This window comes from Pseudarthrobacter sp. SORGH_AS 212 (genome assembly GCF_030818145.1).
Classification (GTDB): Bacteria; Actinomycetota; Actinomycetes; order Actinomycetales; family Micrococcaceae; genus Arthrobacter.
The window spans coordinates 3,382,992-3,407,191 of record NZ_JAUTAA010000001.1 but is presented as its reverse complement, the minus strand read 5'-3'; the positions used below and the strand labels follow the sequence as shown (position 1 = coordinate 3,407,191).

The window sequence follows — 24,200 nt, the reverse complement described above, 5'->3', positions numbered from 1 at the left end:
GCTCCTCTCAATGCTGCAACAGTATCAGGGCACTTTCCCGGCCGGAGCGTCGCTGCCGGCATCTGATGGTGCTGAAGGCGCTGAAGGCGCTGAAGGCCGCACAGGTTCCGCGGCCTCCGGGCCGGCGCTCCGGTTCAGCCGCCATACGGCAAAAGCAATCAGGCCGGCGGCGATGAGCGCCAGGAGTACGAACGTGTAGCCGCGCATCGCCCAAAGAATGCAGGCGGCAACACCGGCTGCGCCCCACCTGACGAAGATCTTCTCGCCAGCCAGGAGCCCGCCGACCAGCAGCACAGCGAGCAGCACCAAAAGCCACAGCTGCTGCCCTGCAGTGCCGCCAAAAACGGTTCCTGCCCCGGTCAGGGAGAGCAGGACGGCTGCCGCCACAGCGATACCGCGCCCGGCTTTGGACTGTCCGGAGCGGTACCGAAGGAACGCAAGGGCGGCCCCAAGCACCACATACCACTGCGCCGCCCAGAAGGGATCCGGGAAGCCGGTCCCAAAACTCCGGCGGCCGTCCAGTTCGAAGATCGCCGCGCGTTGAACTCCGGCCATCACCACCACAGCACCCGCCTCGAAGGCCACACGGCGCAGTCCTGCCGGGGCTTCCGCGATGCCGACAGCTGCCGCGCCCGCTAGTGCCGCGGCGGCAACCCAGGCCGTGGTGTCTGCCGGGAGACCCGCAACTGTGGCCAGGGCGAGCCCGGCCAACGCGGCGCCGGCCAGGGACCAGCGGCGCAAGGGGTCAGCTGCCAACCGGGCGGACCTTGCCACTCGCACACCATATAGTGCGGCACCGGCCGCGCCGGCACCGAGCCAGGGCGCATAGGCGGCCCAGACGTCCGGGTTTCCGCCTGCCGCCTCCCGGACCACCATGAAGGTACCGACCAGGACAGCGGCCGACGCCGGCGCGTACAGCACCGCGGCCCGCTCAACGTGGGAGGCGCAGAAGAGGACAGCGGCGAGCACCAGGACGGCGAACCCGGCGATCCAATCATCGGCCTGCGGAGCGAGGACCAGCGCGCTGAGGGTGTATCCCAGTGCGGCTGCGAGCCACAGCCAACGCTCAGTTCCGGAGGGGACCGGCATCCGCCGGAACCACGATACGCCGGCCACCGCTGCCGCAAGCGCCAGCGCCAGCAGGAGAAGTGCCACTCCGGTGTAGCCCAGCACCGGGGACGCTGCAGGCGCCACGAGCGGGCTCAGTGCCAGCATCCCGCCCAGCACGGCAAAGACCGCGAAGTAGAGTGCACCGCGCGCCGCGAACAGGGCCCTGGCGACGACGGCCGAAACAAGAACCAGCCCGAACTCCACCAGGAGGATCCAGCGTTCGCCACCGGTGCCGGCTGCTCCGAATCGGCTGAAGTAGGCCAGCGGAAGGGCGGCCTGGCCTGCGAGGGTGACCCATACCGCCGCCTGCTGGAAAGGAACCATCTGAAGACGGAAGCGCATCAGCCACCTGACGACGTGCTGCGCGGCAAGAACGCCGGCAAGGGTCAGCGACACAAGATCCGGGGAGGCCGATACGTCGTAACTGAGAACCACGGCCAGGGCCGCCGTCAGTACCCTCGCCGCAATAAAGTACCCTCCCTTCTCCACAGCCCGGGCAGCTGCCGCCACCATCACCGCGGCGAAGGCAGCAAAGATGCCCAGCAACACCTCGATCAGGGTGAGGTTACCGGCGGACAGTCCTACCAGCACCACGAATGACGCCGGCGCGAACCACCCGGAGCCCCGTTGACCGCGCAGCAACAGCCCGGCAGCAGCTGACGACAGCGCCGTGGCGCCCGGGATGACCAGATGCTGCCAGCTCCCCTCCGATAACGGCCACAGCATCGTGCACCCAATGAGCTGAACCGCCAGAACCACACCCGCATCCACGGCCGCGCCACGCGGAGAACGCCCAAGCCGGAAAGACACCAGCACCACGGCCATCTGGAGGGCCAACACCGCAACCAGCAGCGTGGCGGGGTCGACAGCTTCGCCGCCTACAACTGGCGCGCCCGCGGAGCCGACCAGCCTGTCGAACAGCGTCAGCGCCAACAATGTGGCGGCGATGCGGCAAAGCCACCAATATCCCCAACGGTGCAGCCGGGACCGCAGCCGACCCCCTGTGACGGCGAGGTATGCCACCACTACAGCCAGTGCGATGTTCCCGGCATCCGGTGTAATCCATCTGAAGGCGAACTCCACCATCACGCTTGCCAGCACCAGCGGCACCACTTCCCCTGCACGGGGACTCCAGGGGCGCTCCCCGCCCGGCCGGGGTACCAGGAGCAGACCCATGGCAACCGCTGCAGCGAGCTGCAGCAGAATCCCGCTCCACGTCAGCGAGTGTCCCGGCGAAGAGTCCACGGCGGCGAGAACAGCGACTCCCACCGTCCCAAGAACGGAGAAGCCAATCAGGGTGGCTTGGGATGCAAATTCCTTGCGACTCCCCCGCTGCACCCACGCAGACAACAACTGCTGTACCACGGATGCTGCGACAACACTGAAGCAGACCGCCTGCCCCTGCATGCGCCCCTCCGTCAAGGCGGCCGTCACGGCGGGAACGGCAACTGTGCCTGCGATCCTGGTGTTGAAGAGGAGGATCTGCCGTTGAATACCGCTTTCACGGAGCCCCCGCATTAACCAGAAGAACGCGGTGAGGAGCACCATAAGGGCGAATTCCCACTCCCCCATCACCCTGCTGACAACGCCCGCCAGGGCAATGCCCGCGAACGGAAGGAACTCAGCGGCCCGGCGCAGCCGGGCCGCCAGGACAAAGCTCGTGAGGAGAAGCAGCAGTACCGGGACCCACAGCGGAACTGCACCGTCGTCAGGCACCCATGCACCGGCAATACTGCGCAGCACAGTGCTGCCCGCAAAGGCTGCCGTCAACGCCCAGTGCACCACGTGGGTCACCATGACGTCGGCACGCCAGCGCGGCGCCCATGCGTCGCTCGGGGCAGGATTGGCCACGTCCGAAGGCAGGGGTTCCTTTTCCCCTTCAAGGCGCCTGGAAGGGAACCAGGCCTCCAGACGGCCGCCGCCTACGGTAACGCCGATGGCCTGCACGGCAAGCAGGACGCCGGCGGCCAGCAGGGCGCCCCTCGCAGTGTCGGTGAGCTCCAGGACAGCCACGGTGCCGGCAACTGTCAGCGCAACACGGGCCGCATAGAAATTGCGGAGCCTGAAGCTTGCTCCCGATACGGCGGCCATCGTGGCGAAGTATGCACCGCTGAGCCCGAGGATCAGTGCGTACTCGGCAAGGCTGGTGCGCACGAGGAACGTTGCAGCCACGGCAACGGCCGGTACCACGACAGGGTGGACAGTTACCAGGGGCCGCAGGAATAGCGGGGGAAGCCAGCCCGGCCTGGCCAGGCTCAGCAGGGTAAACAGGACTGCCACGGCGATGAGCATCACGAAGTACCAGACAAGGGCGGCATCGAGGACTGCCATACCCGACCAAGCGGTGGAAACAAGGAAAGTCAGCGACAGATATGCCAGCACGCGGCTTTCGAGCCGGAGGGCGGCCGCAATGTAGGCAAGGGTTCCAACGAGCGAGGTGGCGAGCCACGCGGCAGGTCCGTTTTGCCAGACAAAGCTGTAAAGGGCCAGGCCGATGACAGGGACGAGCGCCAGCCCGGTGCCAGTGAAGGCCACGGCAGCAGGCTTCAGGCGCGGTACACGGTGGTGCAGGATGAATCCCGAGCCGTAGAACAGGGCAGCCACGGAGCAAACGCCTGCGAACTTCATCATGGGCGGCAGCGCCGTTCCCACAAACAGGGCCGCTGCGGCAACGAGCAGGAGGCTCGCCACATACAGCGTGACGTTGATGTTCTGGCGGTCACGCCGTTCCCGCCGTGCTGCCAGCTCTTCGGCTGATTCTGCCGGCCGGGGCGGAGCATCCGCGTATCCGCGGTATGGAACTGGCTGGGTGGTGGGCTTTGGCCGCGGTTTCGCAACGGCCCCCACGGGCACTGGCTGCGCGCGTGCCGCAGCGCGACTTGGCAGTCCGGGAGCAGGCTGAGGTGCAGAAGCCGTGACCATCGGCGGGGCGAACGTCGGCGGCACTGCCGAAGCCGGTGCCGGGGCGGGTGCCTGGACCTGGGCCTGCACCCGTTCCGGCGGCGAGGTGGTGGATTTCGTCGCCTGGCCCTCTGCCACTTTGGCCATGGCATCCAGCCAGCCCTGCAAGTGACCGGCCCGGTAGCCTGCCTCGTACGAATCGTCCGGCATGAGATGGCCTTTCAGGGAGGGCGTGGCATTAGTCCTGCGATTTATCCAGTGACTGGATTAACGGTAGCAAAAGAAGGCCCCGCTGCACACAGCAGCGGGGCCTTCTGTGGATTACCGGGACATAATCCCGGCTATCCGGTGATCAGCAAGAGTTACTTGATGATCTTGGTGACGCGTCCCGAACCAACGGTGCGGCCGCCTTCGCGGATAGCGAAGCCGAGGCCGTCTTCCATAGCGATCGGCTGGATGAGCGCAACGGTCATCTCAGTGTTGTCGCCGGGCATAACCATTTCCGTGCCCTCGGGCAGGGTGATCACGCCGGTAACGTCCGTCGTACGGAAGTAGAACTGCGGGCGGTAGTTCGAGTAGAACGGGTTGTGGCGTCCGCCTTCGTCCTTGGACAGGATGTAGACGTTTGCCTCGAAGTCGGTGTGCGGGGTGATGGAACCCGGCTTGACGACAACCTGGCCACGCTCGACATCGTCGCGCTTCAGGCCACGGAGCAGCAGGCCACAGTTCTCGCCGGCCCATGCTTCATCGAGCTGCTTGTGGAACATCTCGATACCGGTAACCGTGGTCTTCTGGACCGGGCGGATGCCAACGATCTCGACCTCGGAGTTGATGGCGAGGGTGCCACGCTCGGCGCGGCCCGTAACAACGGTGCCACGGCCGGTGATGGTGAAGACGTCTTCAATCGGCATCAGGAACGGCTTGTCGCGGTCACGTACGGGGTCCGGAACGGACTCGTCGACAGCTGCCATCAGGTCCTCAACGGACTTGACCCAAACCGGGTCGCCTTCCAGGGCCTTGAGGCCGGAAACGCGAACAACCGGAGCCTCATCGCCATCGAAGCCCTGCGAGCTGAGCAGCTCACGAACTTCCATTTCGACGAGGTCGAGGAGCTCTTCGTCATCGACCATGTCGGACTTGTTCAGCGCGACCAGCAGGTAGGGAACACCAACCTGGCGGGCAAGCAGAACGTGCTCGCGGGTCTGAGCCATGGGGCCATCGGTAGCAGCAACCACGAGGATTGCGCCGTCCATCTGGGCAGCACCGGTGATCATGTTCTTGATGTAGTCAGCGTGACCCGGGGCGTCTACGTGTGCGTAGTGACGCTTTTCGGTCTGGTACTCCACGTGGGAGATGTTGATGGTAATACCGCGCTGACGCTCTTCGGGAGCAGAGTCGATAGACGCGAAGTCGCGCTTCTCGTTAAGATCCGGGTACTTGTCGTACAGCACCTTGGAAATGGCGGCCGTCAGCGTCGTCTTACCGTGGTCAACGTGACCGATGGTGCCGATGTTGACGTGCGGCTTAGTCCGCTCGAACTTTGCCTTTGCCACAGGTTCCTCCTAGAACGATTTCAAATGGCTTGCCCTTCAACCGCGCTTTTCGCGGCAGAAACTCAGGCAAGTCTACTTGGGGGCTTTGGATTGGTGAAATTGCAGATTCAGGAACTAATACTAATCCCCTGAGCCTGTTCGTGCAGATGGCCTGGAGCCGGCTTGACCGGGATGGGCCCCGCCTGCCCCGGCCACCTGCACCGGCTGCGCTGTCCGTCTCCGGCTGCGCAGCCGAGGTATTCGCTTTAAGTGCCCTGTACGGACTACTCGCCGCGGCTCTTCTGGATGATCTCGTCGGCGACAGCCTTCGGGACCTCCGCGTAGCTGTTGAACGTCATGGAGTACACAGCACGGCCCTGGGTCTTCGAACGCAGGTCACCGATGTAGCCGAACATGCCGGACAGCGGAACGTGCGCACGGATAACCTTGACGCCCTGTGCATCTTCCATGGACTGCATCTGGCCACGGCGGGAGTTGATGTCACCGATGACTTCACCCATGTATTCCTCAGGGGTGCGGACTTCGACATCCATCAGCGGTTCGAGCAGGACAGGGTTCGCCTTGCGTGCGGCTTCCTTGAAAGCCATACGGCCGGCGATCTTGAACGCCATTTCCGAGGAGTCAACATCGTGGTACGCGCCGTCAACCAGCGTGGCCTTGATGCCCACTACCGGGTAACCGGCCAGGACGCCGTCGTTCAGTGCATCCTGGATACCAGCGTCGACAGACGGGATGTATTCGCGCGGAACGCGGCCACCGGTGACCTTGTTCTCGAACTCGTACAGCTCGCCGTCGGCAGTGTCCAGCGGTTCGATCGCAATCTGGATCTTTGCGAACTGGCCCGAACCACCGGTCTGCTTCTTGTGCGTGTAGTCGTGGCGTTCGACGGCGCGCTTGATGGTTTCGCGGTAGGCAACCTGGGGCTTACCCACGTTTGCCTCGACCTTGAACTCGCGGCGCATGCGGTCCACCAGGATGTCCAGGTGGAGCTCGCCCATGCCGGCGATGATGGTCTGGCCGGTGTCTTCGTTGAGGGACACCTGGAAGGTGGGGTCCTCAGCGGAGAGCTTCTGGATGGCCGTGGAGAGCTTCTCCTGGTCACCCTTGGTGTTCGGCTCGATGGCGACCGAGATCACGGGCTCCGGGAAGCTCATGGACTCAAGCACGATCTGGTTCGCAGAGTCGCACAGGGTGTCGCCCGTGGTGGTGTCCTTGAGGCCGATGGCAGCGTAGATGTGGCCGGCGGTGGCGCCCTCAACGGGCATCTCCTTGTTGGCGTGCATCTGGAACAGCTTGCCGATGCGCTCTTTCTTACCCTTGGTGGAGTTGACCACCTGGGCGCCTGCTTCCACGTGACCGGAGTACACGCGGATGAAGGTGAGCTGGCCGAAGAACGGGTGCGCTGCAATCTTGAAGGCCAGTGCGGAGAAAGGCTCATCAGCGGAAGGTGCGCGGGTCAGTTCCTTCTCTTCGTCGCGGGGGTCGTGACCGACCATCGGCGGGACGTCGAGCGGGTTCGGCAGGTAGTCGACAACCGCATCGAGCATCGGCTGGACGCCACGGTTCTTGAACGCGGAGCCACAGAAGATCGGGTAGAGCTCGGAGTTGATCGTCATCTTGCGGATGCCGGCCTTGAGCTCGTCTACGGTGAGTTCTTCGCCTTCAAGGTACTTCTCCATGAGTTCCTCAGAGGACTCTGCAACAGTCTCAACGAGCGCTGCGCGGTACTCTTCGGCCTTTTCCTGGAGGTCAGCCGGGATCTCGCGGATCTCGTACTTGGCACCCATGGTGACGTCACCCTTGGCATCGCCGGGCCACACCAGGGAGCGCATGTACAGCAGGTCCACGACGCCGATGAAGTCGTTCTCGGCACCGATGGGCAGCTGCATGACCAGCGGCTTGGCGCCGAGGCGGCTGACGATGGTGTCTACGGTGAAGTAGAAATCAGCGCCGAGCTTGTCCATCTTGTTGACGAAGCAGATACGCGGGACGTTGTACTTGTCAGCCTGGCGCCACACGGTCTCGGACTGGGGCTCAACGCCTTCCTTGCCGTCGAAGACAGCAACGGCACCGTCGAGGACGCGCAGGGAGCGCTCAACCTCAACAGTGAAGTCCACGTGGCCGGGGGTGTCGATGATGTTGATCTGGTTGTTTTCCCAGAAGCAGGTCACGGCGGCCGACGTGATCGTGATGCCGCGTTCCTTTTCCTGTTCCATCCAGTCAGTGGTCGAAGCGCCGTCGTGCGTTTCGCCAATCTTGTGGTTCACACCCGTGTAGAACAGGATGCGCTCGGTGGTGGTGGTCTTGCCGGCATCAATATGGGCCATGATGCCGATGTTGCGGACCTTACTAAGGTCGGTAAGCACGTCCTGTGCCACGGGGTCTCCTTTTGGGATGGACTACACGTTCGCCGCCGGCTCGGTTGAGCCGGCGGCGTCCGGGGAGTATTACCAGCGGTAGTGTGCGAAGGCCTTGTTGGACTCGGCCATCTTGTGGGTGTCTTCGCGACGCTTCACAGCGGCACCGAGACCGTTGGACGCATCCAGGATTTCGTTCTGGAGACGCTCGGTCATCGTCTTTTCGCGGCGGGCCTTGGAGTAGCCAACCAGCCACCGCAGGGCAAGTGCGGTGGAGCGGCCCGGCTTGACCTCAACCGGAACCTGGTAGGTGGCGCCGCCGACGCGGCGTGAGCGGACCTCAAGCGAAGGCTTGACGTTGTCCATGGCCTTCTTCAGTGCTGCCACGGGGTCGCCGCCGGACTTGGCACGTGCGCCTTCGAGGGCACCGTAGACAATGCGCTCTGCCGTGGACTTCTTGCCGTCAACGAGCACCTTGTTGATGAGCTGGGTTACCAGCGGGGAGCCGTAAACGGGATCCTGTACGAGCGGCCGCTTGGGGGCCGGACCCTTGCGAGGCATATTACTTCTTCTCCATCTTTGCGCCGTAGCGGCTGCGGGCCTGCTTACGGTTCTTCACACCCTGGGTATCGAGGGCGCCACGGACGATCTTGTAGCGGACACCCGGGAGGTCCTTCACACGACCACCGCGAACGAGCACAATGGAGTGCTCCTGCAGGTTGTGGCCAACACCGGGGATGTAAGCGGTAACTTCAACGCCACCGTTAAGGCGCACACGTGCAACCTTACGCAGAGCCGAGTTCGGCTTCTTGGGGGTGGTGGTGTAAACGCGGGTGCAAACACCGCGGCGCATCGGGCTGCCGTTCAGGGCAGGAGCCTTGGTCTTTTTGACCTTCGGCGTGCGGCCCTTGCGGACCAGCTGGTTAATCGTAGGCACTCTCGTGTTCTCCGTTGGTTTGATCTCTACCGGCACATTCAGGCGTCAGCCGTCTCTGCTCCGGTTTTGGCGTTGTCCCTGCAGCCTTGGTGGCTTGAATCTTGCCTAGGCGTGCAAAATGGTGGCATTCGTTGCGCACCTTACCCGCAACCCGGAAACAAGCTCACACCCAGCATCATGAGAACAAAACCAAAATGATGCTGCGGCGGCCTTCATCCACTGCCACACAGAACAATTACAGAAAAGTCTAGCACGGCTTGATCCTGAGCCTTAATCAGGTGTAGGGCGCACGACGGCGGCAACCGCCCGCCGCCGTCGTCCTCCACCGCCCCGGGTGCCCGTGCGCAAAAGGTCCGGTTAACGGGCCAGGCCCCGCACTCGAAAGTGCGGGGCCCGGCCTTGAAAGGGCTGACAGCCGTTTTTAGCGGAAGTCGTTGCCGAGATCGTAGTCATCCAGCGGGATGGCGTGGAACTCGGGGGCTCCGTCACCGCCCAGGGTGTCGTACGAGAAGTCGCTGAATGCGCTGGGGCCGGTGAACAGGTTGGCCTTCGCTTCTTCAGTGGGCTCCACGGTGACCTCGGTGTAGCGCGGGAGACCCGTGCCGGCCGGGATCAGCTTACCGATGATGACGTTCTCCTTGAGGCCCAGCAGCGGATCGCTCTTGCCTTCCATGGCCGCCTGCGTCAGGACGCGGGTGGTCTCCTGGAAGGAAGCTGCGGACAGCCAGGACTCGGTGGCCAGGGACGCCTTGGTGATGCCCATGAGCTCCGGACGTCCGGATGCCGGCGTCTTGCCCTCGGACACAACGCGGCGGTTGGCATCCTCGAAGCGGCTGCGCTCGGCGAGCTCGCCGGGCAGCAGGTCCGATTCGCCGGACTCGATGACCGTGACGCGGCGCAGCATCTGGCGGACGATAACCTCGACGTGCTTGTCGTGGATACCGATGCCCTGGCTGCGGTACACGCCCTGCACTTCGTCCACCAGGAACTTCTGTGCCGCACGCGGACCCATGATGCGCAGGACCTGCTTGGGGTCCACCGGACCGTTGATCAGTTTCTGGCCAACGGTGACGTGGTCGCCGTCTTCGATCAGCAGGCGTGAACGGCGCAGGACCGGGTAAGCGATCTCTTCCGTTCCGTCATCCGGGGTGATGACCAGGCGCATCTGGCGCTCGGACTCTTCGATGGCGATGCGGCCGGCTGCCTCGGCAATCGGCGCAACACCCTTCGGAGTACGGGCTTCGAAGAGCTCCTGGATACGGGGCAGACCCTGGGTGATGTCGTCGCCACCGCCGGCGGACACTGCACCACCGGTGTGGAACGTACGCATGGTCAGCTGGGTACCGGGCTCACCGATGGACTGGGCGGCGATGATGCCGACAGCCTCGCCGATGTCCACGGTCTTGCCGGTGGCCAGCGAACGGCCGTAGCACAGGGCGCAGGTGCCAACGCTGGACTCACAGGTAAGGACGGAGCGGACCTTGACCTCGGTGATGCCGGCCTTGAAGAGCTCGTCGATGACGACGTCGCCGCAGTCGGTGCCGGCGGCTGCAAGGACGTTGCCCTCGGAGTCCACGACGTCGACTGCCAGCGTACGTGCGTAGGCGCTGTTCTCGACGTTCTCGTCCAGGACCAGCTCACCGTTGGAGTCGGCAACGGCGATCGGCGTGACCAGCCCACGCTCGGTGCCGCAGTCCTCTTCACGGACGATGACATCCTGCGAGACGTCCACCAGGCGTCGGGTCAGGTAACCCGAGTTGGCGGTACGCAGAGCGGTATCGGCGAGGCCCTTACGGGCACCGTGCGTGGCGATGAAGTACTCCAGCACCGACAGGCCCTCACGGTAGGAGGACTTGATGGGGCGCGGGATGATCTCACCCTTCGGGTTGGCCACCAGGCCACGGATACCCGCGATCTGACGGACCTGCATCCAGTTACCACGGGCACCGGAGGACACCATGCGGTTGATGGTGTTCATCGGCGACAGGCTCTCACGCATCACCGCAGCGATGTCGTTGGTGGCCTTGTTCCAGATCTCGATGAGCTCCTGGCGACGCTCGTCGTCGTCGATCAGGCCCTTGTCGTACTGGCCCTGGATCTTGGCGGCGCGTTCCTCGTAACCGGCAAGGATCTGCGGCTTGGCAGCCGGAACCTCGATATCGGAGATGGCAACCGTGACGCCCGAACGGGTGGCCCAGTAGAAACCGGCATCCTTCAGGTTGTCCAGCGTGGCCGCGGTAACAACCTTCGGGTAGCGCTCAGCGAGGTCGTTGACGATCCTGGACAGTTCGCCCTTATCCGCTACAGCTTCAACCCAGGGGTAGTCCTCGGGCAGGGTCTCATTGAAGAGGACCTGGCCCAGGGAGGTTTCCACGATTGCGGGCTGGCCCTGCTCCCAACCTTCGGGGGCTTCCCAACCGGCGTAGGGCACGAAGCCTTCGAGGCGAATCTTGACCTGGGAGTTCAGGTGCAGGTCGCGGGCATCGAACGCCATGATGGCCTCGGATACCGAACCGAAGATGCGGCCTTCGCCGGCCGAACCCTTCCGCTTGGTGGTCAGGTGGTAGAGGCCGATGATCATATCCTGCGAAGGCAGGGTGACCGGGCGTCCGTCGGACGGCTTCAGGATGTTGTTCGAGGACAGCATCAGGATGCGCGCCTCGGCCTGCGCCTCGGGGCTCAGCGGCAGGTGCACTGCCATCTGGTCGCCGTCGAAGTCAGCGTTGAAGGCGCCACAAACCAGCGGGTGAAGCTGGATAGCCTTGCCTTCAACAAGCTGCGGCTCGAACGCCTGGATGCCCAGGCGGTGCAGGGTAGGTGCACGGTTGAGCAGCACCGGGTGTTCGGTGATGATCTCTTCGAGCACGTCCCACACCTGCGGGCGGTAACGCTCAACCATCCGCTTGGCCGACTTGATGTTCTGTGCGTGGTTGAGGTCAACCAGGCGCTTCATCACGAACGGCTTGAAGAGCTCCAGGGCCATCTGCTTGGGCAGGCCGCACTGGTGCAGCTTCAGCTGCGGGCCGACGACGATGACCGAACGGCCCGAGTAGTCGACGCGCTTGCCGAGGAGGTTCTGGCGGAAACGGCCCTGCTTGCCCTTGAGCATGTCGCTCAGGGACTTCAGCGGACGGTTGCCCGGTCCGGTGACCGGACGGCCGCGGCGGCCGTTGTCGAAGAGGCTGTCAACAGCTTCCTGAAGCATGCGCTTCTCGTTGTTGACGATGATCTCCGGAGCACCCAGGTCAAGCAGGCGCTTGAGGCGGTTGTTGCGGTTGATCACACGGCGGTACAGGTCGTTGAGGTCGGAGGTCGCAAAGCGGCCACCGTCCAGCTGGACCATGGGGCGCAGTTCCGGCGGGATCACCGGGACGGCGTCGAGGACCATGCCGAGCGGGCTGTTGTTGGTGGTCAGGAATGCGTTGACCACCTTCAGGCGCTTGAGGGCGCGGGTCTTGCGCTGGCCCTTGCCGTTGGCAATGATGTCGCGCAGCAGGTCGGATTCGGCCTGCATGTCGAAGCCCTCGAGGCGCTTCTTGATGGCCTCGGCACCCATGGAGCCTTCGAAGTACATGCCGTAACGGTCACGCAGTTCGCGGTACAGGCCCTCGTCGCCTTCGAGGTCGGCAACCTTGAGGTTCTTGAAGCGGTCCCAGACCTGCTCGAGGCGCTCGATGTCGGCGTCGGCGCGCTTGCGCACGTTGGCCATCTGGCGGTCGGCGGAGTCGCGGGCCTTCTTCTTGTCGGCAGCCTTGGCGCCTTCGCCCTCAAGGCGGGCAATTTCGCCTTCGAGGTCGCGGGCGATCGCCGCGATGTCCGAGTCGCGGTTGTCGATGAGCTGCTTCTTCTCGATGTCGTGCTCAACCTGCAGGTTGGGCAGTTCCTCGTGGCGGGCAGCCTCGTCGACGCTGGTGATCATGTAGGCAGCGAAGTAGATGACCTTTTCGAGGTCCTTCGGTGCCAGGTCAAGGAGGTAGCCCAGGCGGGACGGAACACCCTTGAAGTACCAGATGTGGGTGACGGGAGCGGCGAGCTCGATGTGGCCCATGCGCTCACGGCGTACCTTGGCGCGGGTGACCTCAACGCCACAGCGCTCACAGATGATGCCCTTGAAGCGCACGCGCTTGTACTTGCCGCAGTAGCATTCCCAGTCGCGGGACGGGCCGAAGATCTTCTCGCAGAAGAGGCCGTCCTTCTCGGGCTTGAGCGTGCGGTAGTTGATGGTTTCCGGCTTCTTAACCTCGCCGTAAGACCAGCCGCGGATGTCTTCCGCGGTGGCGAGGCCGATCTGCATGAGGCCGAAGGAGGATTCGCTGGACATATGGTCCCTGTTCTCTCTTGTTCTCTAAATTCTGAAGTCTTGACGAATGAGGGAGGTCAGGTCCGACGGCGGGTGGGCACCCGCCGTCGGACCGGACCTGCTAGACCTCTTCTACGGAGCTGGGCTCTGCGCGAGACAGATCGATGCCCAGTTCTTCCGCAGCCGTGAAGACTGCGTCATCAGAGTCACGCATTTCAATTGTGGTTCCGTCCGTGGAAAGCACTTCCACGTTCAGGCACAGCGACTGCATTTCCTTGATCAAGACCTTGAAGGATTCGGGAACGCCCGGCTCCGGGATGTTCTCGCCCTTGACGATGGCTTCGTAGACCTTGACGCGGCCGTGGATGTCATCGGACTTGATGGTGAGGAGTTCCTGGAGCGTGTAGGCGGCGCCATAGGCTTCGAGGGCCCACACTTCCATTTCACCAAAGCGCTGGCCACCGAACTGTGCCTTACCACCCAGCGGCTGCTGCGTGATCATGGAGTAGGGGCCGGTGGAGCGGGCGTGGATCTTGTCGTCCACCAGGTGGTGGAGCTTCAGGATGTACATGTAGCCGACCGAGATCGGATCCGGGAACGGCTCGCCGGAGCGGCCGTCAAACAGGCGGGTCTTGCCGGAGGAGTTGATCAGGCGGTCACCGTCGCGGGTCACGTTGGTGGAGTCGAGCAGGCCCGTGATTTCCTCTTCGCGGGCGCCGTCGAACACCGGCGTTGCAACAGTGGTGGGACCACTCTCGCGCGGCAGGTTCGGCAGCTGCTTGACCCACTCGGGCTCGCCTTCAATCTTCCAACCGGTCTTGGCAACCCAGCCGAGGTGCGTTTCGAGCACCTGGCCCACGTTCATACGGCCCGGGACACCCAGCGGGTTCAGGACGATGTCAACGGGGGTGCCGTCGGCAAGGAAGGGCATGTCCTCGATCGGAAGGATCTTGGAGATAACACCCTTGTTGCCGTGGCGGCCGGCGAGCTTGTCGCCGTCGGTGATCTTGCGCTTGGCGGCCACGTAGACGCGGACCAGCTGGTTCACGCCCGGGGGCAGCTCGTCGTCGTTGTCGCGGTCGAAGACGCGGACACCGATGACGGTGCCGGACTCGCCGTGCGGCACCTTGAGGGAGGTGTCGCGCACTTCGCGGGACTTCTCACCGAAGATGGCGCGCAGCAGGCGCTCTTCCGGGGTCAGTTCGGTTTCGCCCTTGGGGGTGACCTTACCGACCAGGATGTCGCCGGCTTCGACCTCGGCACCGATGTGGATGATGCCACGCTCGTCCAGGCCTGCCAGGACTTCCTCGGACACGTTGGGGATGTCACGGGTGATTTCCTCGGCACCAAGCTTGGTGTCGCGGGCATCGATCTCGTGCTCCTCGATGTGGATGGAGGAAAGAACGTCCTCGGCAACAATGCGCTGCGAGAGGATGATGGCGTCCTCGAAGTTGTGGCCTTCCCATGACATGAATGCCACGAGCAGGTTCTTACCGAGGGCGAGCTCGCCCTGGTCCGTTGCCGGGCCGTCAGCAATGATGCCGCCGACCTCCAGGCGCTGGCCTTCGTTAACCAGGACGCGGTTGTTGTAGCAGTTGCCCTGGTTGGAGCGTGCGAACTTGTTGATGCGGTAGTTGGTTTCCGTACCGTCGTCGTTGAGCATGATGACCAGCTCAGCGGAGACCTCGGTAACCACACCTGCCTTCTTGGCGATGGTGACGTCACCGGCGTCGACGGCTGCGGCGCGCTCCATGCCGGTACCCACGAACGGGGCCTCGGAACGGACCAGCGGCACGGCCTGGCGCTGCATGTTGGCACCCATGAGTGCACGGTTGGCATCGTCATGCTCGAGGAACGGGATCAGGGCCGTAGCCACGGACACCATCTGGCGCGGGGAAACGTCCATGAACTCGACGTCGGCGGCGGGAACCAGAACAGGCTCGCCTCCACCACCACGGGCACGGACAAGAACGGTCTCTTCCGAGAACTTCTTGTCAGCATCCAGCGGTGCGTTGGCCTGGGCGATCAGGACCTCGGCTTCGTCGTCGGCCGTCAGGTACTGGACGTCGTCGGAAACGACTCCGTCCTTGACCAGGCGGTACGGCGTCTCGATGAAACCGAACGGGTTGATGCGTCCATAGGAAGCCAGCGAACCGATCAGACCAATGTTCGGGCCTTCAGGAGTTTCGATGGGGCACATACGTCCGTAGTGGGACGGGTGCACGTCACGAACTTCCATGCCGGCACGGTCACGGGACAGACCACCCGGGCCAAGCGCGGACAGGCGGCGCTTGTGGGTCAGACCCGAGAGCGGGTTGTTCTGGTCCATGAACTGCGACAGCTGCGACGTTCCGAAGAACTCCTTGATGGCTGCCACGACTGGACGGATGTTGATCAGGGTCTGCGGCGTGATGGCCTCGACGTCCTGGGTCGTCATACGCTCGCGGACAACGCGCTCCATGCGGGACAGGCCGGTGCGGACCTGGTTCTCGATGAGCTCGCCGACGGCGCGGATGCGGCGGTTGCCGAAGTGGTCGATGTCGTCGATTTCGACGCGCAGGTCCACTTCCTGGCCGTCACGGGTGCCCTTGATGGTCTTCTCGCCGGCGTGCAGCGCAACGAGGAACTTGATCATGGCGACGATGTCTTCAACGTGCAGGACCGAGGCTTCCTTGTCGCCAAGGGAGCGGTCGATGCCCAGCTTGCGGTTGATCTTGTAGCGGCCAACCTTGGCCAGATCGTAGCGCTTGGAGTTGAAGTACAGGTTGTCCAGCAGGGACTGGGCAGCCTCGACGGTGGGCGGCTCGCCCGGACGCAGCTTGCGGTAGATATCCAGCAGGGCGTCTTCGCGGGTTTCGGTGGCGTCCTTCTCCAGCGTTGCGCGCATGGAGTCGTACTGGCCGAACTCTTCGAGGATCTGGCCTTCAGTCCAGCCGAGGGCCTTCAGCAGGACCGTGACGGACTGCTTGCGCTTGCGGTCGAGGCGGACACCGACCTGGTCGCGCTTGTCGATCTCAAGCTCAAACCATGCACCGCGGGACGGGATGATCTTGGCGGTGAAGATGTCCTTGTCACTGGTCTTGTCAGCGGCACGCTCAAAGTAGGCGCCCGGCGAACGGACCAGCTGGGAGACGACGACACGCTCGGTGCCGTTGACCACGAAGGTACCCTTCTCGGTCATCAGCGGGAAGTCGCCCATGAACACGGTCTGCTGCTTGATTTCGCCCGTGTTGTTGTTCATGAACTCGGCCTTGACGTACAGCGGAGCCGAGTACGTAGCGTCCCGGTCCTTGCATTCGGCCATGGTGTACTTGGGGTCAGCGAACTCCGGATCGGAGAAGCTCAGGGACATGGTGCCCTGGAAATCCTCGATCGGGGAGATCTCTTCGAAGATGTCCGACAGGCCGGACGTCGTAGCGACGCTGAGATCGTTTTCTTCGACGGCCTTCGCTACGCGTGCCTGCCAGCGTTCGTTGCCGACGAGCCAGTCAAAGCTGTCCGTCTGCAGGGCAAGCAGATTCGGAACATCAAGGGGTTCGTGAATCTTTGCGAATGAGAGCCGGCGAGTGGCACCATCAGTGCTGTCGGCGGTGTTAGCGGTTTCGTTATTAGAGGTGCTCGAGGCGACCAAGAGGGATCCTTCCACAGACCTTCAGGCGTTTTCAGATCTCCCCCGCTGTGCACCCTGCAGAAGTTACTCCGCAGCGCTACCATCCGGTTCCGCTATATGACCCGGGGCCCGGCTGGCTGTGATGTGACGTATCGACGGCACGTTGATTGCCAGCTGCCAGGCAAAGCCCACCGCTATATGAAGGCTGAAGGTAAACAGGGAAGACGCAAATATCTACGATACGGCAAAACAACCTATGTGTCTACCCCACTTCGCGCAGGATTGCAAGCACCCGTTTCCGGCCGGATCCGGGTTTCCGGCGGCGGGCTAGAGCTTCAGCGTCACGCCTTCGGCAGAGCAGGTCCCCGAGTTGGCGAACACCGCGTCACGCACTGCGTCCTTTGAAGCCTGCGCGGGTTCGCCGCCGCTTTCGGCCGCACTGGAATGGTCAATGGCCAGGAGGCTGAGCGACGCGAACAGGCCCTGGAGGTCGCCGGTGACGGTGTCCTTGGCGTCCTCTGCCTGCAGGTAGATGTTCTCGTAGCCGTTGGCGTCCCCGGAGGGCACAGCGGCGTAGTCGGCAAACAGCGAGTTGAAGCGTTCGCAGGCTTCCTTGGCGCCGCCGGACGTGCCGGAGGACGCTGACGGGCCGTCACTGGCGGAGCCGGTACTGCTGGCAGCCGGGCTCGCGGACTGGCCAGCGTCAGCGGTTTCGGCCGGAGCGGGCGCCGACACCGAGCAGGCAGTCAGCCCGGCTACGCCAACAACTGCTGCCAGGGCGAGGATCTTCTTCACTGTCATTGCTCCATCCGTCCCGGGTGCGGCATGGCTGCCCCCTGCATGAGTTTCCGCCGTCCACCCTACGCAAGCTGCCGCCGTCGTGCACATTCCGGCCATGGGGACCTCTCCCCTGCTGTCTTCCAGCTAACGCGGCTCCAGGCGGCGCAGGCCCGGAATGCACATGCCTGCCGCCGCGTTTGAATAGATGGGTGACCAGGGTCACGATAACCTTGGTGGCTTACACCGGATGAGATCGGAAGAGATAACCATGGGCAACTCCCCCGGCAACAGCGACGTTGTCATCCTTTCAGCAGTCCGCACCCCGCAGGGGCGGATCAACGGGCAACTGGCCAGCTTCACGGCCGTAGACCTTGGCGCGCACGCCATCCGCGCCGCCCTGGACGCCAGCGGCGCAGCGGTGGGTGACGTGGAAGCGGTCATCATGGGCCAGGTCCTGCAGGCGGGGGCGGGCCAGAACCCGGCCCGCCAGAGCGCCATTGCCGCCGGGATCGGCTGGAACGTCCCCGCGGTGACGATCAACAAGGTATGCCTGTCGGGGCTCACCGCCGTCATCGACGCGGCCCGGATGATCCGCGCCGGCGAAGCCGCAGTGGTGGTGGCCGGCGGCCAGGAGTCGATGACCCGGGCTCCCCACATCCTGCCGGGGTCGCGGCAGGGCTGGACCTACGGTTCCATCCAGGCCCTCGACGTGGCCTCCCATGACGGGCTCACCGATGCCTTCGACGGCCAGTCGATGGGCCTGTCCACCGAGACAGGCAACCTCGCCCTCGGCATCGACAGGCCTTCACAGGACAACGTTGCGGCCCAGTCCCACCAGCGTGCGGCGCTGGCCGCCAAGAACGGAACGTTCGACGACGAGATCGTCGCCATCAGCGTCAAGCAGCGGAAGGGTGACCCCCTGGTGGTGGGCACGGACGAGGGCGTCCGGCCCAATTCGTCCGTGGAGTCCCTCGGCGGGCTTCGCGCCGCCTTCGTCACCGACGGCACCATCACGGCGGGCAACTCCTCCCCCCTTTCCGATGGCGCCGCGGCCCTGGTGCTGTCATCGCGGGCTTACGCCGAAGAGCACGGACTGGAATACCTCGCGGTGGTTGGCAAGCCGGGCCAGGTGGCCGGGCCTGACAACTCGCTGCACTCCCAGCCCTCGAACGCCATCATGAACGCCCTGGGCAAGGCCGGCTGGAGCACAGCTGACCTCGACTTCATCGAGATCAACGAAGCCTTCGGGTCGGTGGCGGTGCAGTCGTTGAAGGACCTCGACTATCCGCTGGAGAAGTGCAACATCCACGGCGGCGCCATCGCCCTGGGCCACCCCATCGGGGCGTCGGGAGCACGCCTGGCCGCGCACGCCGCGCACGAGCTGAAGCGGCGCGGAACCGGCAAGGCAGCGGTGTCCCTGTGCGGCGGAGGAGGGCAGGGCGAAGCGCTCCTGCTCTACCGCGACTGATGGCGGACAAAGCGGCAAACGGAAGGGACGGCGTCGGACGCGAACGGTTCCTGGCCGACGCTGCCACCCGCGGCCTCCACGTGGAGGTTGTGGAACGGCCAGCGGCGAGGAGCCTCGAAGAGGCCGCCGGAATCCTTGGCATCACGCCGGCGGACATCGTCAAATCCCTGGTGGTGAAGCACAAGAACGGGACCTTCCTGTTCGCCCTGGTCCCCGGCGACCGGCAGATCTCCTGGCCCAAACTGCGGCAGCTGGTGGGCGTCAACAAGCTCTCCCTGCCGCCGGCGGACATCGCCCTCGAGGCAACGGGCTACGAACGCGGAACCATTACCCCGCTGGGGAGCACCAGCCCGTGGCCCGTATATGCCGACGCCACCATCACGGGGCGGCGGATATCGATGGGTGCCGGCGCCCATGGTTACAGCGCCTTCGTCGACGCCGACGCCCTCACGTCCGCCCTCGGCGCCGTCGTCGCGGATATTTCTGACCCCAACCCGATGTAGGTAGCAGCAGGTGTGGTTATGAGGGCTCATAACGACACCTGCTGCTACTCAGTTGGGGTCCGGACGCAAAAAACCCCGCCCCACTGCCAGGCAGTGGGACGGGGTTTTTAGTGGAGAAACCGTTGTTACTTGACGGTAACGCTGGCGCCTGCAGCCTCGAGCTGCTCCTTGGCCTTCTCGGCAGCTTCCTTGGTGGCGCCTTCGAGAACAGCCTTGGGTGCGCTGTCAACCAGGTCCTTGGCTTCCTTCAGACCCAGGGAAGTGATGGCACGTACTTCCTTGATCACTGCGATCTTCTTTTCGCCAGCGGACTCGAGAACGACGTCGAATTCGGTCTTCTCTTCAGCCTCTTCAGCAGCGCCACCGGCGGCGGGGCCGGCAACGGCTACAGCAGCAGCGGTTACTTCGAAGGTCTCTTCGAAGAGCTTGACGAACTCGGAGAGCTCGATGATGGTCAGTTCCTTGAAAGCTTCAATGAGCTCTTCGTTGCTGAGCTTCGCCATGGTAGGCGTCCTTCCTGTTGTGGTGTCCGAACGGCGCGGAGCCGGACAGACACCGGAGTCTGGTGGGGTAAAGAGAATTAGTTCTCTTCGGCAGCGGGAGCCTCGGCGGGTGCCTCGGCTGCTGCTTCAGCTGCAGAGTCAGCAGACTCTTCAGCGGCCGGCGCTTCGGCAGCTGCCGGTGCACCGTTCTCTTCTTCAAGCTTGAGACGCAGCGCATCGATGATGCGTGCAGCTGCGGCAGCAGGAGCCTTGAGGATGCCTGCAACCTTGGCGAGCTGCAGCTCACGGGACTCGAGGGCAGCCAGTGCGGCGACCTCGCTGGCGTCCAGTGCCTTGCCTTCGAAGTAACCGGTCTTGATGACCAGCTGCTTGTTGGCTTTAGCAAAATCCGTCAGGCTCTTGGCAGCGGCAACTGCGTCACCCTTGATGAACGCGATTGCAGTGGGGCCGGCAAGCTGGCCGTCGAATGCTTCGACGCCGGCTTCCTTGGCTGCAATGGCGGTCAGGGTGTTCTTGACGACCGCGAACTTGGTGTCCTGGCCGAGAGAAACACGCAGCTGCTTGAGCTGTGCAACGGTGAGCCCGCGGTATTCGGTCAGGACAGCGGCGTTCGATTCCTTGAAATCGTTAGTGATCTCAGCTACTGCTGAAACCTTGGTAGGCGTTGCCATAACCCTCCTTCCGGGGATAGTGCCGGTATTCGAGGGTCCCGCTCAGGTGAGCTAAAACTAAAAACGCCCCGCGCAGATGCACGGGGCTTGGCTCAACATGTTTCCATGGAGCGTTGCTTCGTTCACCTGCGCCGGCCGCCCTATGTCAGGGTCCTTCGTCCAGAAAACCACTTCATCTCCCGCGCACAACTGCAGAGTTGAGCAATGCTCGAAAGAGTGGATTTCCAACAACCGACGGTCTTTGGTCCTCCAAGTCTACGGGAGCCCGTGGCAGGACGCCAAATCGGGGCCTCAGCTGGTACTGGTATGGAGCTTCGGCAGCTCTTTCTGCCAGATCCCGGTCACCCCGGCAATGCGGAAGCCCAGCTGCTGGTTGACGGTAAGGAGGTACCTGTTGTCCGGAGCGTTCCAGGTGTAGATGACGCGGGCGTCAGGGAACTGCTCGGTGAGCCGTTCCATGTTGGAGACCTTGATCAGCAGGCCCAGCTTGTTGCCCCGGTGCTCCTGCAGCACCAGCGTGTCGTCCTGGAACACCACGTCCGCCCGGTGTGCCAGCACGGTGATGGTGGTCAGCCCCACCAGCGTGCCCGAGGCGAGATGCTCGACGGCGGTGACCACCGTCCGCCGGCCCTGCGCGATGGCGACGTCCTCGGCTTCGCGCAGGATGCCGCCGTCGAACACCAAGTCCTGCTCCACAGGGACGTCAAGATCGGGGTCAACGTCCGCACCGGCCTGGTTCTCGAGTACCGCGACGGCCTCAAGCCAGCGGTCCGGGCAGCGGTCGGTCCAGTGGTGCAGGCGGTAGCGGCCGTTGTTGGCGTCATCGGCCTCTGCCTGCAGGTCCGCCACAAGCTTCGAATCCAGTGGCAGGATGCAGGCGCTGAACTGCTCAATGTGTTGCAGGGTGTACCCGGTCTTCTGGGCGAACTCCACCTCGCGGCTGTCCAGCGGGACGAAGCCCGGCCCGGTCCCCGGCACCAGGAGGGCCTGTTCGAACTCATCCAGCGATGCGCCGGGATGATTGGTGTCCACCAGGATCATGGTGCGGCCCTCGCCGCGGGCAAGCTGCTCGGCGGCCTCCAGGAGCCGCCGCCCCACGCCCTGCCGCTGGAATTCGGGCAGGATGTCCAGGGTGAATTCCGCCAGGTCCAGGTGATCGGTCAGGGGCAGTGCGATGTCCACGGTCCCGACTATTTCGCCGTCCACTTTGGCGACGAGGATCAGTTGCCGCTCGTACGGATCCTCGAATTCAAGGAGCTTCTCGAGGGGACCGTAGGCGAGGTCGTCACTCCCCCAGGTGGCCATCCGAACTTTCCTGCCCACTTCGAGGGCGGCAAGGAAATCGGCAGCGTCAGGGGCCTCAAGGGAGTCGGGAATCCAGAGCTGCTCGATCTTCACGTCTTTTGCCATACGGGGCATCATCCCAGCCGCTTCTGCCACTCCCCTTCATAGCCGGCAGGCCTGAATCCAAGCGCAATATTAATCGAAAGCATATGCTGGTTTTCGCTGGCGTTCCACGTCAAAACCGAGCGGACCGAAGGCCACCTGGCCTGCGCCCGGCCCAGGTTTGCGGCCTTGACCAGCATGCCCAGCCGGTGGCCGCGGTGCGGCCCGGCCACCAGCGTGTCCTGCTGGGTGGCGGATCCCGGTACTTCCGGACGCCAGTTCAGGACCGTATATGCAACCAGTTCACCCGTCCCGCGGTGCCGGGCCGCTGCCACCACAGACTGCACACCGCCGCGGACCATGGCGGCCTCCTCGTCGCGGACCCGGGCAGGATCCCAGTCCTCCCGTTCCCAGCCCAGGGCGGCAGTGGGGACATCGGTGCTCATGGTCGCTTTAAGCGCGGCAAGGCCGGCAACGAATTCGTCGGGGCAGTGATCGTCCCAGCGGACCACCGTGTAGGCGGCGGCCCGGGCGGCGGCTTCAGCCTCAATCCGGGTCATAAGCCCTGCAGGCACGGGCAGGTCCAGCCGGCCGGACCGTTCCACCTGTTCAAGCGAGTAGCCGGCCGAAGAGGCAAAGGCAGTGGCGGGATCGGCGAGGGGAAGCGCACCTGATCCGGACTTCGCAGGCAGCATGGCCGCACCCGGGCCGACGCGTTCCAGCGGGATCTCGTGGTACCCGTCCAATGAGGTGCGCCCCCGGCTGCGGGCCGCGGCTTCTGCAAACTGCAGCAGCGTGCGGCCAACGCCTTGCCGCCTTTGGGCCGGGTGGACCAGTACATCGATTCCCGCGGTATCGGTGTTCTCCCGCAAGGGCAGGGTGACCGAACACAGCCCCGCAGGACTGCCGTCGCGGCGGGCCAGGAACAGGTGCCGCTCCTCGTACTGGTTCCCCCGCCAGAATTCCAGCGACTCGGCCAGCGTCGGGCACCGGTCCAGGTTGCCCCAGAGCGAGAGTTCGTGGGTTTCGCGCAGGGAATGGCATGCACGGAAGTCTTCGGAAGGTACGACGCCGGGCGGTTGCGTTCGGTTCCCCCGCGAGGGGATCTCCACGCGACTGATGTTGATGCCGACGGCGTCCGCGTCCGGCGGGAAGGGAAGCGGTGTCCCGGGCATTTCCCCAGCTTAGGCAGAACGTGTGAACAAGTTAAGCAAAAACCGCCCGGCGCATGCGCGCCGGGCGGTTTTCAATGCCCCGGAATGATCCGGGCAGATGTTCTGTAAGGCTTAGGCCTCGGTGAGCACCTTGGTGACGTTCGGGTCCACGGAGATGCCGGGGCCGAAGGTGGTGGCAACGGTGGCCTTCTGGATGTAGCGGCCCTTCGAAGCGGAAGGCTTCAAGCGAAGCACCTCTTCCAGCGCTGCTGCATAGTTCTCAGCCAGCTTGACGGCGTCGAACGACACCTTGCCGATGATGAAGTGCAGGTTGGAGTGCTTGTCGACGCGGAAGTCGATCTTGCCGCCCTTGATGTCATTGACAGCCTTGGTGACGTCCGGGGTAACCGTACCGGTCTTCGGGTTCGGCATCAGGTTGCGCGGGCCGAGGACCTTACCGAGGCGGCCAACCTTGCCCATGAGGTCAGGGGTGGCAACAGCGGCGTCGAAGTCGGTCCAGCCGCCGGCGATCTTTTCGATCAGGTCGTCGGAGCCAACGAAGTCGGCGCCGGCTGCGATAGCTGCCTCGGCCTTGTCGCCCGTGGCGAAGACCAGGACGCGGGCGGTCTTACCGGTGCCGTGGGGCAGGTTGACCGTACCGCGGACCATCTGGTCAGCCTTGCGGGGGTCCACGCCGAGGCGGAAAGCAACCTCAATGGTGGCGTCGAACTTGGACGGGTTGGTGTCCTTGGCGAGGGTCACTGCCTCGAACGGCGCGTAGGACTTCTCCGCGTCGATCTTGGCGGCTGCTGCCTCATATGCTTTGCTGCGCTTTGCCATGCTGCTCTTTCTCCTTGTGCAGTTGTGGTCTGCGGACCGCGCTGGGCCCTGCCACAGCCGGTGATCCGGACGGTTATTCGTCCCGGATAACCGGCATTTCAATTGTTGGTGGTGCCGGGATTCCGGC

Annotated in this window: 15 protein-coding genes; 2 read left to right on the top strand and 13 right to left on the bottom strand. The window is 64.0% G+C overall.

What is annotated here, in order from left to right; translation table 11 throughout:
• Positions 1 to 24: 24 nt before the first annotated feature.
• From QE394_RS15570 to QE394_RS15535, 8 genes are all read right to left on the bottom strand, one after another.
• A complete protein-coding gene (locus QE394_RS15570; protein ID WP_349035014.1) occupies positions 25 to 4,221 on the bottom strand; it encodes a hypothetical protein in 4,197 nt (1,398 codons plus the stop codon).
• A 152-nt stretch (positions 4,222 to 4,373) separates the two neighbouring features.
• Positions 4,374 to 5,564 (bottom strand): elongation factor Tu, encoded by a 1,191-nt coding sequence (gene tuf / locus QE394_RS15565; protein WP_056075385.1) that lies wholly within the window; start codon positions 5,562 to 5,564, stop codon positions 4,374 to 4,376.
• 263 nt (positions 5,565 to 5,827) lie between these two features.
• Complete coding sequence (gene fusA, locus QE394_RS15560) at positions 5,828 to 7,942, bottom strand: elongation factor G (RefSeq protein WP_056075388.1); 2,115 nt, start codon at positions 7,940 to 7,942, stop codon at positions 5,828 to 5,830.
• Between the two features lie 69 nt (positions 7,943 to 8,011).
• Entirely contained in the window at positions 8,012 to 8,482 is a 471-nt protein-coding gene (gene rpsG, locus QE394_RS15555; RefSeq protein ID WP_013601837.1) for a 30S ribosomal protein S7, read from the bottom strand.
• Position 8,483: 1 nt separating this feature from the next.
• Positions 8,484 to 8,858 (bottom strand): 30S ribosomal protein S12, encoded by a 375-nt coding sequence (gene rpsL / locus QE394_RS15550; RefSeq protein WP_011692814.1) that lies wholly within the window; start codon positions 8,856 to 8,858, stop codon positions 8,484 to 8,486.
• A gap of 421 nt (positions 8,859 to 9,279) precedes the next feature.
• The gene (locus tag QE394_RS15545; RefSeq protein ID WP_056075391.1) at positions 9,280 to 13,179 is read right to left on the bottom strand and encodes a DNA-directed RNA polymerase subunit beta'; all 3,900 of its coding nucleotides are present in this window, start codon (positions 13,177 to 13,179) and stop codon (positions 9,280 to 9,282) included.
• Between the two features lie 100 nt (positions 13,180 to 13,279).
• Complete coding sequence (gene rpoB / locus QE394_RS15540; protein WP_056075394.1) at positions 13,280 to 16,789, bottom strand: DNA-directed RNA polymerase subunit beta; 3,510 nt, start codon at positions 16,787 to 16,789, stop codon at positions 13,280 to 13,282.
• Between the two features lie 306 nt (positions 16,790 to 17,095).
• Complete coding sequence (locus QE394_RS15535) at positions 17,096 to 17,569, bottom strand: hypothetical protein (RefSeq protein WP_082497265.1); 474 nt, start codon at positions 17,567 to 17,569, stop codon at positions 17,096 to 17,098.
• A gap of 247 nt (positions 17,570 to 17,816) precedes the next feature.
• On the opposite strand from QE394_RS15535, the gene QE394_RS15530 reads away from it, so the two are divergent.
• Positions 17,817 to 19,016: an acetyl-CoA C-acetyltransferase gene (locus tag QE394_RS15530; RefSeq protein WP_056075397.1), complete on the top strand. Its 1,200-nt coding sequence runs from the start codon at positions 17,817 to 17,819 to the stop codon at positions 19,014 to 19,016.
• Positions 19,016 to 19,519: a YbaK/EbsC family protein gene (locus QE394_RS15525; protein WP_056075399.1), complete on the top strand. Its 504-nt coding sequence runs from the start codon at positions 19,016 to 19,018 to the stop codon at positions 19,517 to 19,519. The genes QE394_RS15530 and QE394_RS15525 overlap by 1 nt, the downstream gene beginning before the upstream one ends.
• A 125-nt stretch (positions 19,520 to 19,644) precedes the next feature.
• On the opposite strand, the gene rplL is transcribed toward QE394_RS15525, so the two are convergent.
• The 5 genes from rplL to rplA form a co-directional block, all read right to left on the bottom strand.
• Positions 19,645 to 20,022, bottom strand: coding sequence for a 50S ribosomal protein L7/L12 (gene rplL, locus QE394_RS15520; RefSeq protein ID WP_056075402.1), 378 nt, complete (start codon positions 20,020 to 20,022; stop codon positions 19,645 to 19,647).
• A 77-nt stretch (positions 20,023 to 20,099) separates the two neighbouring features.
• The gene (gene rplJ, locus QE394_RS15515; protein ID WP_056075405.1) at positions 20,100 to 20,693 is read right to left on the bottom strand and encodes a 50S ribosomal protein L10; all 594 of its coding nucleotides are present in this window, start codon (positions 20,691 to 20,693) and stop codon (positions 20,100 to 20,102) included.
• A 291-nt stretch (positions 20,694 to 20,984) separates the two neighbouring features.
• Positions 20,985 to 22,103 (bottom strand): GNAT family N-acetyltransferase, encoded by a 1,119-nt coding sequence (locus QE394_RS15510; protein WP_056075408.1) that lies wholly within the window; start codon positions 22,101 to 22,103, stop codon positions 20,985 to 20,987.
• Between the two features lie 8 nt (positions 22,104 to 22,111).
• Complete coding sequence (locus QE394_RS15505) at positions 22,112 to 23,254, bottom strand: GNAT family N-acetyltransferase (RefSeq protein WP_349035013.1); 1,143 nt, start codon at positions 23,252 to 23,254, stop codon at positions 22,112 to 22,114.
• Between the two features lie 111 nt (positions 23,255 to 23,365).
• Positions 23,366 to 24,073 carry a 50S ribosomal protein L1 gene (gene rplA / locus QE394_RS15500; RefSeq protein ID WP_015937867.1) on the bottom strand — a complete coding sequence of 236 codons (708 nt, stop codon included), beginning with the start codon at positions 24,071 to 24,073 and terminating at the stop codon, positions 23,366 to 23,368.
• Positions 24,074 to 24,200 lie beyond the last annotated feature (127 nt).